Annotated in this window: 14 protein-coding genes and 1 tRNA gene; 11 read left to right on the forward strand and 4 right to left on the reverse strand. The window is 72.2% G+C overall.

Annotated elements, in window-relative coordinates:
- Positions 1–11: 11 nt before the first annotated feature.
- Positions 12–1907, reverse strand: a complete 1896-nt coding sequence (locus tag MM438_RS03465; RefSeq protein ID WP_338155497.1) for a sugar phosphate isomerase/epimerase and 4-hydroxyphenylpyruvate domain-containing protein — start codon at positions 1905–1907, stop codon at positions 12–14.
- Positions 1908–2184: 277 nt separating this feature from the next.
- Between MM438_RS03465 and MM438_RS03470 the strand changes: the two genes are divergently transcribed.
- The 4 genes from MM438_RS03470 (at position 2185) to MM438_RS03485 (ending at position 5433) form a co-directional block, all read left to right on the forward strand.
- Positions 2185–2263: transfer RNA gene (locus MM438_RS03470), tRNA-Gln, on the forward strand.
- 212 nt (positions 2264–2475) lie between these two features.
- Complete coding sequence (locus MM438_RS03475; RefSeq protein ID WP_241451109.1) at positions 2476–2889, forward strand: PGPGW domain-containing protein; 414 nt, start codon at positions 2476–2478, stop codon at positions 2887–2889.
- 94 nt (positions 2890–2983) lie between these two features.
- Positions 2984–4447 (forward strand): bifunctional UDP-N-acetylglucosamine diphosphorylase/glucosamine-1-phosphate N-acetyltransferase GlmU, encoded by a 1464-nt coding sequence (gene glmU / locus MM438_RS03480; protein ID WP_241451111.1) that lies wholly within the window; start codon positions 2984–2986, stop codon positions 4445–4447.
- Positions 4444–5433, forward strand: a complete 990-nt coding sequence (locus MM438_RS03485; protein WP_241451113.1) for a ribose-phosphate diphosphokinase — start codon at positions 4444–4446, stop codon at positions 5431–5433. The genes glmU and MM438_RS03485 overlap by 4 nt, the downstream gene beginning before the upstream one ends.
- 133 nt (positions 5434–5566) lie before the next feature.
- On the opposite strand, the gene MM438_RS03490 is transcribed toward MM438_RS03485, so the two are convergent.
- The 3 genes from MM438_RS03490 to MM438_RS03500 are packed head-to-tail and all read right to left on the reverse strand — an operon-like array spanning position 5567 to position 7159.
- The gene (locus MM438_RS03490) at positions 5567–6478 is read right to left on the reverse strand and encodes a class-II aminoacyl-tRNA synthetase family protein (protein ID WP_241451115.1); all 912 of its coding nucleotides are present in this window, start codon (positions 6476–6478) and stop codon (positions 5567–5569) included.
- A gap of 1 nt (position 6479) precedes the next feature.
- Positions 6480–6725, reverse strand: a complete 246-nt coding sequence (locus tag MM438_RS03495) for an acyl carrier protein (RefSeq protein WP_241451117.1) — start codon at positions 6723–6725, stop codon at positions 6480–6482.
- A 5-nt stretch (positions 6726–6730) separates the two neighbouring features.
- Positions 6731–7159: a holo-ACP synthase gene (locus MM438_RS03500; protein WP_241451119.1), complete on the reverse strand. Its 429-nt coding sequence runs from the start codon at positions 7157–7159 to the stop codon at positions 6731–6733.
- A gap of 224 nt (positions 7160–7383) precedes the next feature.
- Here MM438_RS03500 and MM438_RS03505 point away from each other — a divergent pair, with 224 nt between their 5' ends.
- The 7 genes from MM438_RS03505 to MM438_RS03535 all read left to right on the forward strand — a co-directional run bounded on the left by MM438_RS03505 (position 7384) and on the right by MM438_RS03535 (position 16750).
- Positions 7384–8724 (forward strand): UDP-glucose dehydrogenase family protein, encoded by a 1341-nt coding sequence (locus MM438_RS03505; RefSeq protein WP_241451121.1) that lies wholly within the window; start codon positions 7384–7386, stop codon positions 8722–8724.
- A gap of 265 nt (positions 8725–8989) precedes the next feature.
- On the forward strand, positions 8990–9691 hold the full coding sequence (locus tag MM438_RS03510; protein ID WP_241451123.1) for a 50S ribosomal protein L25/general stress protein Ctc: 702 nt from the start codon (positions 8990–8992) through the stop codon (positions 9689–9691).
- Between the two features lie 117 nt (positions 9692–9808).
- Positions 9809–10408, forward strand: a complete 600-nt coding sequence (pth, locus tag MM438_RS03515) for an aminoacyl-tRNA hydrolase (protein WP_241451125.1) — start codon at positions 9809–9811, stop codon at positions 10406–10408.
- A 145-nt stretch (positions 10409–10553) separates the two neighbouring features.
- Entirely contained in the window at positions 10554–14150 is a 3597-nt protein-coding gene (gene mfd / locus MM438_RS03520) for a transcription-repair coupling factor (protein ID WP_241451127.1), read from the forward strand.
- Between the two features lie 189 nt (positions 14151–14339).
- Complete coding sequence (locus tag MM438_RS03525; RefSeq protein WP_241451129.1) at positions 14340–14594, forward strand: acyl carrier protein; 255 nt, start codon at positions 14340–14342, stop codon at positions 14592–14594.
- The gene (locus tag MM438_RS03530) at positions 14594–15751 is read left to right on the forward strand and encodes an acyl-CoA dehydrogenase family protein (RefSeq protein ID WP_241451130.1); all 1158 of its coding nucleotides are present in this window, start codon (positions 14594–14596) and stop codon (positions 15749–15751) included. Before MM438_RS03525 ends, MM438_RS03530 begins: the two co-directional genes overlap by 1 nt.
- A gap of 72 nt (positions 15752–15823) precedes the next feature.
- On the forward strand, positions 15824–16750 hold the full coding sequence (locus MM438_RS03535) for a class-II aminoacyl-tRNA synthetase family protein (RefSeq protein WP_241451132.1): 927 nt from the start codon (positions 15824–15826) through the stop codon (positions 16748–16750).
- Positions 16751–16752 lie beyond the last annotated feature (2 nt).

Below are 16752 nucleotides of genomic sequence, written 5' to 3' on the forward strand. Positions count from 1 at the left end.
CGGCCGCCTGCTCAGGCCCCGGGGTCGCTCGTGCGGCGAAGGGCGCGGGCGTGCTGGATGGCGTGCCGCACCGGGGCGTTGGGGGCGCCGTAGCCGTCGTACCCGCTACGTCGCTCGACCAGCTCGAAGAACACGCCGCCGACGGTCTCGGTGTACAGGTGCAGGAACTGGCCCTGCTCGTCCTCGTCGTAGAGCAGGTCGAGGTCCTGCAGGGTCGTGAGCAGCTCCGGGTCCAGGTCGAAGCGGGCGGCCAGGTCGGCGTAGTAGTTGGCCGGGACGGGGAGGGTCACCAGGCCGCGGGCGCGGGCCTCGCGGGCGACGGCCACCAGGTCGTCGACGGCGAGGGCCACGTGCTCCGTGGCGGTGATCTCACCGTGGTTGCCCAGCGGGGGAGCGAGGTTGAGCACGATCCGCACGGCCCCGTCCGCGGAGCGCATCACCTGGCTGCGCACCAGGCCGGTCGGGCTGGCCACGTCCACCGACGGCAGCGGGTCGAGCGCCAGGCTGCTGGACAGGAAGAGCACGCTCTCGTCGAGGGCCTCGGCGGGCTGGGCGAGGTTGACGTGGTCGACGACGGCGGCCCCCACGGTCTCGCGGCGCACCTCGCCGTCGCCGAACTCCCGCCACCAGCCGCTCCCGGCGGGCGTCGCCGAGCCGCAGAAGTACAGCTCGGTGCCGTCGGGTGCCTCGACGCCGCGCAGCACCTCCTCCCCGGCCTCGGTGCGGCGGGGGAGGAGGTAGGACCCGAGGCGCAGGGCCCGGCTGGCGGCGATGACCGGCTGCTCCACGTCGAGCCCTAGGCCTGCGACGTGCGGCGGGCGGCCGCGCCGGTCCTCGTGGTTGACGACCACCGCGGCGCGGCCCAGCGTCCACAGGGCGACGTCCTTGGTGCGGTGGCGTCCTCGCGCGGTGAACCCCAGCGCGGTGAGCAGCTGCTCGACGGGACCGCCGGCCGCGTCCGGGATCTCCACGAAGTTGAACCCGTGCGGCTCCTCGACCTGCGGCAGCCGCCCGAGCTCCACCGGCGGGGCGTCCCCCGGCGCAGCCGCGTGGGCGGCGGCTCCTGCCCACCGGCCGGGGTGCTCGTCGAGCAGGGCCGCGGTGCGATCCTCCAGCCAGGTCAGGGAGCGCCGGGCGTCGACCGCGGTGCGGGACTCGTCGGCCTGTCGGAAGACGTCGTTGAAGATCTCGAGGGACAGCGGTCCGGCATACCCCGTGCGCAGCACCTGGGCGGTGAATCCTGGCAGGTCCCAGTCGCCCTGGCCGGGGAAGACCCGGTGGTGCCGGCTCCAGGAGAGGACGTCGAGGGACAGCGCGGGCGCGTCCGCGAGCTGGAGGAAGAAGATCTTGTCGCCCGGGATCTGCGCGATGCCGGCAGGATCGCCGCCCCGGCTGAGGATGTGGAAGCTGTCCAGGCAGGTGCCGAGCGCCGGGTGGTCGGCGCGGCGCACGAGCTCCCAGGCATGGTCGTAGGTCGACACGTGCCGCCCCCAGGCGAGCGCCTCGTAGGCCAGCCGCATCCCGTGCTCGTGCGCGAGATCGGCCAGCCGGCAGAGCTGCTCGACACGCAGGTCGTCGTCGTCCACGGTGGCCGTGGCGACATTGCTGCAGACCAGCATGGTGTCGGTGCCGAGCGCCGCCATCAGCTCGAGCTTGTGCCGGGCCCGGCGCAGGGTCCTCGTGAAGAGCTCCTCGCCGGTGCCCTCGGCGTCGCGGAAGGGCTGGTAGAGGTCGATCGTCAGGCCGAGGTCAGCGCACCGGCGGCGCACCTCGGCGGGGGCGAGCGGGCTCACCACGAGGTCCTGCTCGAAGATCTCCACCCCGTCGAATCCCGCTGCGGCGCAAGCCTCCAGCTTGTCCGCGAGGGTCCCCGAGAGGCACACGGTCGCGATCCCCGTGCGCATCATGCTCCGGCTACCCGCCTCGTCCACGCGTGCATCCCCCTCGTGCGTCGCGCCCCGGTCCCCGGGCGACCCCTCGCTCCGCACCCTAGCCACCACCGGTCCGGACGGGGCCCGATCCCGACGAATCAGCCGCAGGTCATGCGTGCTGCCGAGCCTCGGCAGCGGGTATGCCGAGCGGCGGTCGGCTCTCGTCCGGCGGGCGTGGCAGGGCCAGGGCGTGGGCGACCGACGAGGTGGGGCGGGTCGCTGGACTAGGCTTGCCCGGTCGCCCCCGCGACGTTCCCCGGTTGGTCTGCTGGCAGGGCCCGCCTGACTTTGAATCAGGACAAGCGACGTAGGTTCGATTCCTACCCGGGGAGCCCTGGCCTGGCCGTCCGCGCCGCCGATATCCCGCCGGGCAGGCCCGGCCGGATATCCTGGTCGGACGAGGGGAGTACTTCCCAAGCCTCGCACCGGTCATGACGGCGGCCCCGTGGTCCGCCCCGGACGAGCACCTCGCGCCCACCGGGCGCAGGTGAAGGAGACCTCAGACCCCGTGCCGGCGCGCGCCGGCCCGTCTGAGGAGATCCTCGTGCCCCCTGCCTCCGGCCTGCGAGCCCGCCTGCGATCGCATCCTCTGGCCCGCACCGTCTGGCGTGCGGGCGTCGCGCTGGCCGGGCTGGTGGTGGTCGTCGTCGGGCTGGTCCTGGTGCCGCTCGCCGGCCCCGGCTGGCTGATCGTCCTGGGCGGGGTGGGGATCTGGGCGCTGGAGTTCGACCGGGCTCGCCGGGTGCACCGGCAGGGGCGAGAGCTGCTGGTGCGGTGGACCCGGTGGGTCGCCGCCCGGGCGTGGTGGGTGCGCGCGGCCCTCGGTGCCTCGACGGCGGCGCTGGTCGCCGCGGTGAGCATCGCCATGCTGTGGCTGACCGGTGTCCCGGCCTGGCTGCCGGACGCCGTCGAGCAGGCTCTCGTGGGCGGCCTGCGGCGGTGGCTGCCGGCCCGATGAGCCCTTCGGCCGGGGGACACCTGCCGGACCGGTAGAGTTCACCTCGTTCGCGCCCGCGCGCACCGCATCCGTCCCCGCCAGGCTGGAGCCTCTCGTGACCGCAGTCCGTCCCGCCGCCGTCATCGTCCTCGCCGCGGGTGAGGGCACCCGCATGAAGTCCGCCACCCCCAAGGTGCTGCACGCGATCGGCGGGCGCAGCCTCGTCGGTCACGCCATCGCCGCCGCCCGCGGCGTCGAGCCCGAGCACCTGGTCGTCGTGGTCCGCCACGAGCGCGACCGGGTCGCCGCCCACGTGACCGAGGTCGCCCCCGACGCACTGATCGCCGACCAGGACGAGGTCAAGGGCACCGGCCGCGCCGTCGAGTGCGGGCTGGAGCAGCTGCCGGACGACCTCACCGGCACGGTCGTGGTGACGTATGGCGACGTGCCGCTCCTCGAGTCGGCCACGCTGACGGCCCTGCTCGCGCAGCACTCGGCCTCCGGCAGCGCCGTCACCGTGGTCACCGCCCACCTGGACGACCCGACCGGCTACGGCCGCATCGTGCGGGACGCGGATGGCTCGGTCGCCGCGATCGTGGAGCAGAAGGACGCCACCGAGGAGCAGCGGGCGATCACCGAGATCAACTCGGGGCTCTACGCCTTCGACGGGCGGGTGCTGCGCGAGGCGCTGGACCAGGTCGGCACCGACAACGCGCAGGGCGAGAAGTACCTCACCGACGTCCTCGCCATCGCGCGGCGGCAGGGCCTGACGGTCTCCGCACACGTGGTCGACGACCTGTGGCAGACCGAGGGCGTCAACGACCGGGTGCAGCTGGCGACGCTGGGCAAGGAGCTCAACCGTCGGATCGTCGAGCGCTGGATGCGCGAGGGGGTCACCGTCGTCGACCCGGCCACCACGTGGATCGACGCCGACGTCACCATCGGCCGGGACACGATCGTCCGCCCGGGCGTGCAGCTGCTGGGTGCGACGTCGATCGGCGAGGGCGCCGAGATCGGCCCCGACAGCACCTTGCAGGACACCCGCGTCGGGGACGGTGCCAGCGTGGTCCGCAGCCAGACCCTGCTGGCCGAGATCGGGGCGAGCGCCACGGTCGGACCCTTCTCCTACCTGCGCCCCGGCACCACCTTGGGCGTCAAGGGCAAGATCGGCGGCTTCGTCGAGACCAAGAACGCCCAGATCGGTGACGGGGCCAAGGTGCCCCACCTGACCTACTGCGGGGACGCGGAGATCGGCGCGGGCACCAACGTCGGGGCCGGGACGATCTTCGCCAACTACGACGGGGACAACAAGCACCGGTCGCGGCTGGGTCGTCAGGTCTTCATCGGTTCCAACTCGGTGCTGGTGGCACCGGCGGAGATCGGCGACGGCGCCTTCGTCGCCGCCGGGTCCGCGATCACCGACCCTGTCGGGGCCGGCGAGCTCGCCGTCGCCCGTGGGCGCCAGCACAACAGCCCCGGGTGGACGGTCAAGCGCCGCCCGGGCACCAAGGCAGCCGAGGCCGCAGCTGCCTCGGACGAGCACGACCAGGCGTCCAGCCAGGAGGGCACCACCCGATGACCGGTGTGAAGCGCACGAACGAGAAGAACCTCATGCTCTTCAGCGGGCGCGCCCACCCGGCGCTCGCGCAGGAGGTGGCCCAGCAGCTGGAGACCCAGGTGGTTCCCACGGACTTCCGGACCTTCGCCAACTCCGAGATCTATGTGCGCTTCATGGAGTCCGTCCGCGGGTCCGACGCCTTCGTGATCCAGAGCCACACGGCTCCGATCAACGAGTGGATCATGGAGAACCTCATCATGATCGACGCTCTGAAGCGGGCCAGCGCCAAGCGGATCACCACCGTCATCCCCTTCTACGGCTACGCCCGGCAGGACAAGAAGCACCTCGGGCGCGAGCCGATCTCGGCCCGGCTCATGGCGGACCTGTTCAAGACCGCCGGTGCCGACCGCCTGATCACGGTCGACCTGCACACCGAGCAGATCTCCGGCTTCTTCGACGGTCCGGTCGACCACCTGCAGGCGATTCCGATCCTGTCGGAGTACGTCCACGACCGGTATGCCGGGCAGGACCTGGTGGTCGTGTCCCCGGACGCCGGCCGGGTCAAGGTCGCCGAGAAGTGGTCCAACCGGCTGGGTGGCACGCCGCTGGCCTTCATCCACAAGACGCGGGACGTGCACCGGGCCAACGAGTCGGTCGCCAACCGCGTGGTCGGCGAGGTCCAGGGCCGCACCTGCATCCTGGTCGACGACATGATCGACTCCGGCGGGACGATCTGCCAGGCCGCGGACGCCATCATGGCCGCCGGGGCCAAGGACGTGGTCATCGTCGCCACCCACGCGATCCTGTCGGGCAAGGCCGTGGACAAGCTCTCCGCGTCCCGCGCGTCCGAGGTGATCGTCACCAACACCCTGCCGATCCCCCCGGAGAAGCAGTTCCCCAAGCTCACCCAGCTGTCCATCGCCCCGCTGATCGGCGACGCGATCCGCGAGGTCTTCGAGGACGGCTCGGTCACCAGCCTGTTCGACCTGACCCACGCCGAGGACTGATTCACGCCGAGGACTGATCTGCGACGGACTGGTCCCCGGCGCGCGAGTGCCCGGCCACCTCAGGGGTGGCCGGGCACTCGCGCGTCGTCCCGTCGGTCGACGGACCGGGGTCGTCGCCGGCGGGGGCGGGGCCTCACAGACCGAGCTGGGAGCGGACCTCGCCCGGCCAGCCGGACGTCTGCATGCCGTGGACCTTGAACAACGACAACGCGACCCGCTCCAGCCCGAAGCCCATGCACGCCGTCTCGGCGTCGGAGCCGTCGGCCTGGCGGATCCCGAAGGCGTGCGTGAAGTGGTCGCCGTGCAGGTTGCCGGAGGCGAGGGCGACCGGAGGCAGGTCGGCGCCGTAGGCGTCGACCAACAGCTCCTTCTTGAGCGCGGCTGCGCGCTGACCGCGCGCCATCATCCGGCCGGCCCGGCCGAAGAAGGGGTCGTTGGCCAGCTCGAGGTGCACGGGCAGCCCCAGCCCCGTGAGCAGGTCCTCGGCGCGGTGGACCCAGTGGTCGCGGTGGTCGACGCACTCCTGGTGGCTGCCGACGTGCACCGACTCCTTCTGCCGGAAGTACGCCACCCGGTAGGGGTCACCGGAGGGCTCGTGGCGGAAGACCCACCCGAGGACGAGGTAGTTGCCGTTGACCTGCTGCCCGGACAGGGCGCCGTAGAGCGGGTGGCACGCCGAGGACACCATCATCAGGCCGGCGGGCTCCAGGTGGCGGCGCCAGTCGCGACCTTCCTCTCGGTCGGCGACCAGGTGCCGGTGCGCGTGGTCGTCGCCGTAGAACGCGTCGATGCTGCCGACGAGGTGCGGCTGGGTGTCGACATACCCGGTGCTCTCCAGGAGGGGCTGGGGGACCAGCGGCCCGAAGTGCACCCGCTGCTGCGGTCTGGTGGCGTAGAACCCGTCCAGGAGCCGCACGAAGCCCAGCACCACCTGCTCGAGCTCGTCGGAGCGCCCCCAGACGCCGGTGCGCCCCAGCGGGAGGTAGTGACCTGCCGCCAGGATCTCGTCGAGGAAGGCCTGCTGCGCGTCCTGGAGAGCAGTCATGTCAGCGGAGCTGGTCGACCGCGTCCGCGATGGACTGCAAGGAGGAGAAGGTCTCGCGGGTGAGCAGCTCGTCGGGGAACTCGACGTCGAGCTCCTCCTCCAGCGCCATCATCAGGTTGACGCTGCGGTGCGAGCTCATCCCCGCGTCGAAGAGGTCCTCGTCCGGGCGCAGCGTCGCCGCGTCCCGCTCGAGCCCGGCGTGCTCGGCCACGACGGCGCGCACGTCCTCGATGGTGTTGGTGCTCATGATGATCATCCTCTCGTGTCGGGGGAGGTCACGGGGCCGGACGCGGCGGGCCCGGACCCTACTGCGGCGTAGGTCACGCTGTCGGAGCGGGTGGTGCGGATCTCTTCGACCTGGAGGCGCCGGACGCCTCGGGAGTCGGCGAGAGCCCGGGGACGACCGTGCAGGTGCACGTCGGAGGTGCCGGCCCCCAGACCCAGCACCTCGACGTGGGTCCAGGGCCAGGGGTCGTCGTCGGCCGGCGCGAGCACCTTGGTGACGGCCTCCTTGGCCGCCCAGCGCCGCGCCGTGGCGGCGGCCAGGTCCGGCTCGTGGCGGCACTCGGCCAGCTCGCGGTCGGTCAGGACGAAACGCAGGTAGCGGTCGCCGTGCCGGCGCAGGGCACGGCGGACCTCGGCCACGTCGGTGGAGTCGATCCCCACCCCGACCACGGTCATCCGTCCGTCCTCACCTGCCTGGCCCCGCGCCGGGCTGCTGTCGAGCGCGAGAGTCCCCCTGGTCGGCCAGTGTACCGAGCAAGGTGCCGCGGCGGGGCCCGGACCTGCGAAGATCCTCCCCTTCGTCATGGATCGCTCGTCCGGTGGGAGCGTTCACTCCCCGTTGGCGTCGTCGTCGCCGTGTCGACACGCGCGGCGGGGTGGCTGCGGGTCACCATGCCCGGGTGAAGATTTCGGTGATCGGTTGTGGGTATCTGGGCGCGGTGCACGCGGCGTGCATGGCCGAGCTCGGGCACGAGGTGGTCGGCGTGGACGTCGACCCGGGGCGTGCGCAACGGTTGGCGCGGGGGGAGGCGCCGTTCTACGAACCGGGTTTCGCCGAGCTGCTGACGCGCGGCGTGGATTCGGGACGGTTGTCGTTCACGACGGACCCGGCCGCGGTGGCGGGGGCGCGCGTGCACTTCATCGGCGTGGGGACCCCGCAGCGGGAGTCGGGGCTGGCCGCGGACCTGTCCTACCTGGACGCGGCGGTGCGGGACCTGATCGCGGTGCTGAAGGAGCATCCGGTGCCGGGTGCCCTGGTGGTGGGCAAGTCCACGGTGCCGGTGGGGACGGCGGCGCGGTTGCAGCAGTGGTGCTCCGACGAGGGGGTGGACGCGACGGTGGTGTGGAACCCGGAGTTCCTGCGGGAGGGTTTCGCGCTGCAGGACACGCTGACCCCCGACCGGGTGGTCTACGGCCTGCCGGAGGACCGGGTGGTGGGGGAGCGGGCGCGGGACCTGCTGGACGAGGTGTACGCCGGGGTGCTCAGCCACGGGATGCCGCGGCTGGTGACGAACTACCAGACGGCCGAGCTGGTCAAGGTCGCGGCGAACTCCTTCCTGGCGACGAAGATCTCGTTCATCAACGCGATCGCGGAGCTGTGCGAGGCCACGGGGGCGGACGTGACCCGGCTGGCGGAGGCGCTGGGGCACGACGAGCGGATCGGCCCGAAGTTCCTGCGGGCGGGGGTGGGTTTCGGTGGGGGTTGTCTGCCCAAGGACATCCGGGCGTTCATGGCGCGGGCGGGCGAGCTGGGCGTGGACCAGGCGTTGACCTTCCTGCGGGAGGTGGACGGGATCAACCAGCGGCGTCGCCAGCACGCGGTGGCTCTGGCCGAGCGGCACTTCGGTGGGGGGGTGGAGGGTCGGCGGATCGCGATCCTGGGGGCGGCGTTCAAGCCGGACAGCGACGACCTGCGGGACAGCCCGGCCTTGTACGTCGCGACGCGGCTGGTCGGGCAGGGCGCGGACGTGGTGGTGACGGACCCGATCGCCCTGCCGGGTCTGCACGCCCGGTATCCGCACATCCAGACGGCGCCGGACGCCCGGGCGGCGTGCGTGGACGCGGAGCTGGTGATGCTGCTGACCGAGTGGCGCCAGTTCACGTCGTTGACTCCCGACCAGCTCGGATCGGTGGTCAAGGACAAGGCCGTCATCGACGGCCGCAATGCTCTCGAGCCGCGCACCTGGGAGTCGGCGGGCTGGACCTACCGCGGCATGGGACGGGCCTCCACCACCTGGTGACCCGCCGGCCGGGCCCGCGCGTCCCCCGAGGGGACCCTCGGGCTTTTCGGCATACCCCCGGCTCGGTTATGCTGTTGCGGTTGCCTCGGCGAGGGACGCTGCACGGGAGCCGACGCCTGGTCGCCCTTCGGGACTGGACCGGCCGGCTGATCGAGGAGCTCCGTGATCGACGCGGTGGTGGGAGCACCTCCCGCTGACGTGTCCGCCCCCGCGCCCTGTCCCGCGTCGAGGCCCACCTCATCCCCACCACTCCCGAGGAGTCGTCATGACCGACGCCATCAAGCTCTCCGCCGAGACCCGCACCGAGTTCGGCAAGGGCGCCGCCCGCCGCACCCGTCGTGAGGGCAAGGTCCCCGCCGTGCTCTACGGCCACGGCACCGACCCCGTGCACGTCGCCCTCCCGGCCCACGAGACCTGGCAGGCGCTGAAGAACGCCAACGCCCTGCTCGCCATCGTCGTCGACGGCAAGGAGCAGCTCGCCCTGGCCAAGGACGTGCAGCGCGACCCGATCAAGCCGGTCATCGACCACGTCGACCTGGTCATCGTCAAGCGCGGCGAGAAGGTCACCGTCGACGTCCCGGTCACCACCGTCGGCGAGGCCGCCGCCGAGACCGTCGTCACGGTCGAGAACGGCACCATCCAGCTCGAGGCCGAGGCCACCCGCCTGCCCGAGGGCGTCGAGGTCTCGATCGAGGGCCTGGAGGCCGGCACCCAGATCCTCGCCAAGGACCTGCAGCTGCCCGCCGGCACCACGCTGGTCGCCGACGAGGAGCTCCTGGTCGTCAACATCACCGCGATGATCTCCGCGGAGGCCCTGGAGGCCGAGCTCGCCGAGGCCGAGGCCGAGGTCGGCATCGAGAAGGAGGAGTCGGCGGAGGAGTCCGAGGAGACCGGCGCCACCAAGGACCAGGCCGAGGGCGACGCCCCCGCCGAGGAGCAGCAGGCCGAGGGCGGCGACGAGTCCTGAGCCTCGGCTCCGCTCGACCGCAGCACCGCTGCACAGACCTGACGGACGCGGCGTCCGGGCTCCGGCCCGGGCGCCGCGTCCGTCGTCCGACCACGACAGCGATGGGACACTGACCGCATGACCTCCTCCGACACCTGGCTCGTCGTCGGTCTCGGCAACCCGGGCCGGGAGTATGCCGGGAACCGCCACAACGTCGGCGCCATGGCCGTGGAGGTGCTCGCCGCCCGCGCGGGCACGACGCTGCGCCGCCACAAGGCCCGCGCCGACGCCGCCGAGCTGCGCCTGGGCACCCTCCCCGGCGGCGCTCCCGGACCCAAGGTCGTCGTGGCGGTGCCCGCGTCCTACATGAACGAGTCGGGCGGGCCGGTCAAGGCCCTGATGACCTTCTACAAGATCACCCCGGACCGGCTGGTGGTGCTCCACGACGAGCTGGACATCGACTTCGCGGTGACCCGGGTCAAGCGCGGCGGCGGCGAGGGCGGGCACAACGGTCTGCGCTCGATCAGCCAGGCCGTGGGCACCAAGGACTACCTGCGGGTGCGCCTCGGGATCGGGCGGCCCCCCGGTCGCCAGGACCCGGCGGACTTCGTGCTCCGGGACTTCGCCGCCAGGGAACGTCCGGACGTCGACGTGATGCTGGAGGACACCGCGGACATCGTCGACGACCTCGTGACCCGCGGCGTGACCTTCGCCCAGGACCGCTGGAACGGCCGCTGACCTCGGGCGCGGGAGGGGCACGTCCCGGGATCGGTCTCGGGCTGCAGGGCGAGACCGATCGTGGGACGCCGTCGGCCGGACCGCCCGGTCCCTCGGCGTAGGCTTGTCCGCGGCCCTCACCACCTGCGGAAGCGAGTACCTCCCCATGGCGTTGCCTGCCCTCCTCGACGTCCTCGCCCGTGACACCACCGTCCGGCGGGTGCTCGAGTCGGTCGGCCGGGAGCAGCTCGTCGACGTCGCCGGGGCCACCGGGTCCCGCGCCCCGCTGCTCGCCCTCCTGGCCTGCCAGGGCGACCAGGGCACCCCCCTGCTCGCGGTCACCGCCACCGGGCGCGAGGCCGAGGACCTGGCCGCGGCCCTGAGGTGCTTCCTGCCGCACGACGCCGTGGCCGAGATGCCCAGCTGGGAGACGCTCCCGCACGAGCGGCTCAGCCCGCGCTCGGACACCGTGGGCCGTCGCCTCGCAGTGCTGCGCCGGCTCGCCCACCCGAGCACCGAGGACCCGGCACACGGCCCGATCCAGGTGCTGGTCGTCTCGGTCCGGGCACTGATCCAGCCGATCGCCACGGGCCTGGGCGACCTCGAGCCGGTGGCCCTGCAGGCGGGCGACGAGCGCCCCCTGGAGCAGATCGTCGAGGACCTCGTGGGGGCGGCCTACACCCGCACCGACCTGGTCGAGCGGCGCGGCGAGTTCGCGGTGCGCGGCGGCATCCTCGACGTCTTCCCGCCCACCGAGGAGCACCCGCTGCGCGTGGAGCTGTGGGGCGACACCGTGGAGGAGATCCGGTGGTTCCGGGTGTCCGACCAGCGCTCGCTGGAGGTGGCCCAGCACGGCCTGTGGGCGCCGCCCTGCCGCGAGATCCTGCTGACCGACACGGTCCGGGAGCGGGCCCGTGCCCTGGCCGACCGGCTGCCGGGCGTCGCCGACATGCTCGACAAGATCGCCGAGGGCATCGCCGTCGAGGGCATGGAGTCCCTCGGGCCGGCGCTCGTCGACGGGATGGAGTCGCTGCTCGACGCGCTGCCCCGGGGCACCCACGTGGTGCTCTGCGACCCCGAGCGGGTCCGCACCCGGGCCCGTGACCTGGTCGCGACCAGCGAGGAGTTCCTGCAGGCCAGCTGGGCCAACGCCGCCGCGGGCAATGCCGTGCCCGTCGACCTGCAGGGGACCCTGGGCACCGCGTCCTACTGGTCCCTCGCCGACGTGCGCGACCACGCCCTCACGACCGGGCGGCTCTGGTGGTCCCTCACCCCCTTCGCGGCCGACGCCGAGCTCGCCGAGCTGATGGACGAGACCGACGACGTCCTGTCCTTCACGGTGCCCACCGCGGACACCCCCGCCTATCGCGGCGACCAGGAGGCGGTCACCGAGGACCTGCGCGGGTGGCTGCAGGCCGGGCGCCAGGTGCTGGTCACCACCGACGGTGCGGGCCTGGCCAAGCGGCTCGTCGAGCTGCTCGGCCAGAGCGGTCTCGCGGCCCGCCTCCTCGCCGACGACGGGGCGCTGGAGCCGGGGGTCGCCAGCCTGGCCACCGGCACCCTGGGACGCGGGTTCGTCTGCGACAGCGTGGATCTCGTGGTCCTCACCGAGGCCGACCTCACCGGCTCCGGCGGGCGCGCCGCCTCGACCAAGGACATGCGCAAGCTGCCCTCGCGACGCCGCAACCAGGTGGATCCGCTGCAGCTCAAGCCGGGCGACTTCGTGGTGCACGAGCAGCACGGCGTGGGGCGCTTCGTGGAGATGATGCAGCGCACGGTCGGCGGCGCCACCCGCGAGTACCTCGTCCTGGAGTACGCCTCCTCCCGGCGCGGCCAGCCCGGCGACCAGCTCTTCGTCCCGACCGACCAGCTCGACCAGGTCACCCGCTACGTCGGCGGCGAGCAGCCCACGCTGTCCAAGATGGGCGGCTCGGACTGGCAGAAGACCAAGTCCCGGGCGAAGAAGTTCGTCAAGCAGATCGCCGGCGAGCTGATCCGGCTGTACAGCGCCCGGATGGCGACGCCCGGCCATGCCTTCGGGCCGGACACCCCCTGGCAGCGCGAGCTCGAGGACGCCTTCGCGTACGTCGAGACTCCCGACCAGCTCAGCTCCATCGACGAGGTCAAGGCCGACATGGAGAAGGCCGTCCCGATGGACCGGTTGATCTGCGGCGACGTGGGCTACGGCAAGACCGAGATCGCGGTTCGCGCGGCGTTCAAGGCGATCCAGGAGGGCAAGCAGGTCGCCGTCCTGGTGCCGACGACGCTGCTCGTGCAGCAGCACTACAACACCTTCTCCGAGCGCTACGCGCAGTTCCCGGTGACGATCCGCAGCCTGTCGCGCTTCCAGTCCGACCGCGAGGCGCGCGAGGTCGTCGCCGGCCTCAAGGACGGTTCGGTCGACCTGGTCATCGGCACCCATCGCCTGCTGTCCAAGGAGATCGAGTTCCAGGACCTGGGCCTGGTGATCATCGACGAGGAGCAGCGCTTCGGCGTCGAGCACAAGGAGCAGCTCAAGGCGCTGCGCACGGCCGTCGACGTCCTGGCGATGAGCGCCACCCCGATCCCGCGCACCCTGGAGATGGCGATCACCGGGATCCGCGAGATGTCCACGCTGGCGACGCCGCCGGAGGAGCGTCACCCGGTCCTGACCTACGTCGGGGCGTACGACGAGAAGCAGGTCGTCGCCGCGGTGCGCCGCGAGCTGCTGCGCGAGGGGCAGGTCTTCCTCGTCCACAACAAGGTGTCGACGATCGAGCGGGCGGCCGCGCGGCTGCGGGAGCTGGTGCCCGAGGCGCGTGTCGAGACCGCCCACGGGCAGATGGGCGAGCACCGCCTGGAGCAGGTGGTGCTGGACTTCTGGGAGAAGAAGTTCGACGTCCTCGTGTGCACCACGATCGTGGAGACCGGGCTGGACATCTCCAGCGCCAACACCCTCATCGTCGAGCGCGCGGACATGCTCGGCCTGTCCCAGCTGCACCAGCTGCGCGGGCGGGTCGGCCGTGGGCGCGAGCGGGCCTACGCGTACTTCCTCTACCCGCCCGAGAAACCGCTCACCGAGACCGCCCACGACCGGCTGCAGACCATCGCCAGCCACACCGACCTCGGCGCCGGCATGCAGGTCGCCATGAAGGACCTGGAGATCCGGGGCGCGGGCAACCTGCTCGGAGGCGAGCAGTCCGGCCACATCGCCGGGGTCGGCTTCGACCTCTACGTGCGGATGGTCGGCGAGGCCGTCGCGGATTTCCGCGGGGACGACTCGGCCGCGCAGCCGCTGGAGATCAAGATCGAGCTGCCCGTCGACGCCCACCTGCCGCACGAGTACGTGCCGGGGGAGCGGCTGCGCCTCGAGGCCTACAAGAAGCTCGCCGTGGTCGAGGACGAGGCGGCGCTCGCGGACATCGTCGCGGAGCTGACCGACCGCTACGGCACGCCGCCGGCGCCCGTGGAGAACCTCATCGAGGTCGCCCGCCTGCGCACGGTGGCCCGCCGGGCCAAGGTCAACGACATCGGCGTGCAGGGCAAGTTCGTGCGCTTCGGCCCGGTGGAGCTGCGCGAGAGCCAGCTGCTGCGCCTGAACCGCCTCTACCCGGGCACCGTGGTCAAGGACCAGCAGCACCAGCTCCTCGTCCCGGCCCCGACGACCGCCCGGGTGGGCGGCACGGTGCTGCGGGACGTGGCGGTGCTGCGCTGGGCGGCGGACCTGGTGCAGGCCGTCATGCTGGACGACATCGCGGCGGCCGCGAGCGCGGCCAGGTCCTGACCATATCCGTCACCATTCATAACCCTGTGTAGTCGGATGGTATGAAGTGGTGACCAGGTTCGGGGCAGTGACGCAGATTCCCCCACGGATCACCCTCCGTCGCCGCTAGAGTCACGGCACGGGCCGCCGGTGGGGGAGACAACGGCTGCGCCCGGCCCGTACGAGGTACCGATGAACAAGGGTCGATCCATGTCTGCAGACACCGTCACCACCGCCATCCGCTCCGCCCTGGCCGAGGCCGGCCGCCTGCGCGTCGACGCGCACGGCATACCCGCCGACGCCGATCTCTATGCCGCGGGACTCACGTCGCACGCCACCGTCAACGTGGTCCTCGAGCTCGAGGACGCGCTCGACGTCGAGATCCCCGACAGTCTCCTGGTCAAGTCCACCTTCGCCTCCGTGGCCGCCCTCGAGTCGGCGCTCACCCCGCTGCTGGACGCCTGATGGCCGCCCTGGATCGCGACGACGTCGTCGCCGAGGCCCGGCGGATCGCCACCGAGGTGGCCGCCCCGCACGCCTCCGAGGTCGACCGCGGCGGCCGCTATCCCCGGGAGGCGATGCAGGCGATCGCCGAGGCCGGGCTGCTCTCCGCCTGGATCCCCACCGAGGTGGGCGGCGCCGGAGCCGACGTCGTGCAGATCGGTCTGGCCTGCGAGGAGCTCGCCAAGGGCTGCGCCTCCACCGCGATGATCTACGCGATGCACCAGTGCCAGGTGGCCTGCCTCGTGCACCACGGCCGGACGGCGTACTTCCAGGACCTGATGCGGCGCATCGCGCAGGAGCAGCTCCTGGTGGGGTCCGCGACGACCGAGATGGGGATCGGCGGCGACGTACGTCGCAGCCTGTGCCACGTCGACCGGTCCGAGGACGGCACCTTCGAGCTGGTCAAGAAGGCACCGGTCATCTCCTACGGCAACGAGGCCGACCTGATCTTCGTCACCGCGCGGCGCCGCGACGACGCACCCGAGAGCGACCAGGTGCTCGTGGTCTGCGAGCGCTCGGACCTGAGCCTGGAGCCGCTCGGCGAGTGGGACACCATGGGCTTCCGGGGCACCTGCAGCCCGGGCTTCGTGCTGACCGCGCGCTCCCACGGCGACCACATCTTCCCGGACGACTATGCCGAGCTGTCCGCCCGCACCATGCTGCCCGTGGCCCACTCGCTGTGGTCCTCGTGCTGGCTCGGGCTGGCCGAGGGCGCCACGGCGGTCGCCCGCGGCGTCGTCCGGCAGGCGGCCCGCCGCTCGGGAGCCCTGCAGCCGGTCACCGGGCTGCGGATGGCCGAGCTCGAGGTGGTCCTGGAGACCTTCCGGGCCCGGGTCCACGCCGCGACGCGCTCCTACCTCGAGGTGGACCCCACCTCCCAGGAGGCCACGCTGCTCGGTCGGGCGATCGCCTTCAACACCCTCAAGGTCTACGCGGCCGAGACGGTGGTCGACGTGGTCGCCAAGGCACTGCTCGTCGTGGGCATCGCGGGCTATCGTCGTAGCGGTGCCCTGAGCCTGGAGCGTCAGCTCCGGGACGCCTACGGCGCCCAGCTGATGGTCAACAACGACCGCATCCTCGGCAACACCGCCCAGCTCGAGCTGATCTACAAGGGTTGATCGCGGGGTATGGCGAACGTTGCCGCCCCCCCACCCGGACGCCCCCATCGCCATACCGGAAGGACCCATCACATGTCCCGTCACGACCGCGAGCTCGCCCTCCGTCAGGACCTGATCGACGCCGGCCACCTGGTCGAGCTGCCGCTGCGCGGCCTGTCGGCCTTCACCGGGGAGTTCGAGGCGGTGCTGGCCGGTGTCGAGCGTCTCGTGCACGAGATGGAGCCCGTGGAGGGCGTCCAGGTGATGTCCTTCCCGCCGCTGCTCACCCAGCCGGTGTTCGAGCGCACGGGCTACCTCGACTCCTTCCCGCAGCTGATCGGCTCGGTGGACGTCTTCACCGGTGATGCCAAGGCGCACAAGGAGATGATCTCCGCCAAGAAGGCCGGCGAGGACTGGACCACCCACCTGGAGCCGGCCCGGCTGGACCTGCTGTCCGCTCCGTGCCACCAGACCTACCCGCTGCACGCGGGCACCACGATCGACCAGGCCTACACCTACGAGACCGGCAATCGCTGCTTCCGCCACGAGCCGTCCGACGACCCGATGCGCCTGGTGTCCTTCCGGATGCGCGAGAAGGTCTGCATCGGCACGCCCGAGCAGGCCCAGGCGCACCGCGAGATCGGCCGTCGTGTCGGCCCGGAGCTGCTGACGTCGATCGGTCTGCACGTCGAGGAGGTGCCGGCCAACGACCCCTTCTTCGGCCGCGCCGCCAAGATCTTCGCCGCCGGTCAGCGTGACGCCGGGCTCAAGGTGGAGTTCGAGGTCAAGGTGTACGGCGAGGAGCACCCCGGCACCGCGCTGGGCTCGTCGAACTACCACAACGACCACTTCGGCCTGGACTTCGACATCAGGACCGCCGACGGCGAGCTCGCCCACTCCTCCTGCATCGGCTTCGGCCTGGAGCGGGTGACCGTGGCGCTGTTCGCCACCCACGGCATGGACGTCCCGTCCTGGCCCGCCGCCGTCCGTCAGCGGCTGGGCCTGGACCCCGCGGCCTGATC

This window comes from Arsenicicoccus dermatophilus (genome assembly GCF_022568795.1).
Lineage (GTDB): Bacteria > Actinomycetota > Actinomycetes > Actinomycetales > Dermatophilaceae > Arsenicicoccus > Arsenicicoccus dermatophilus.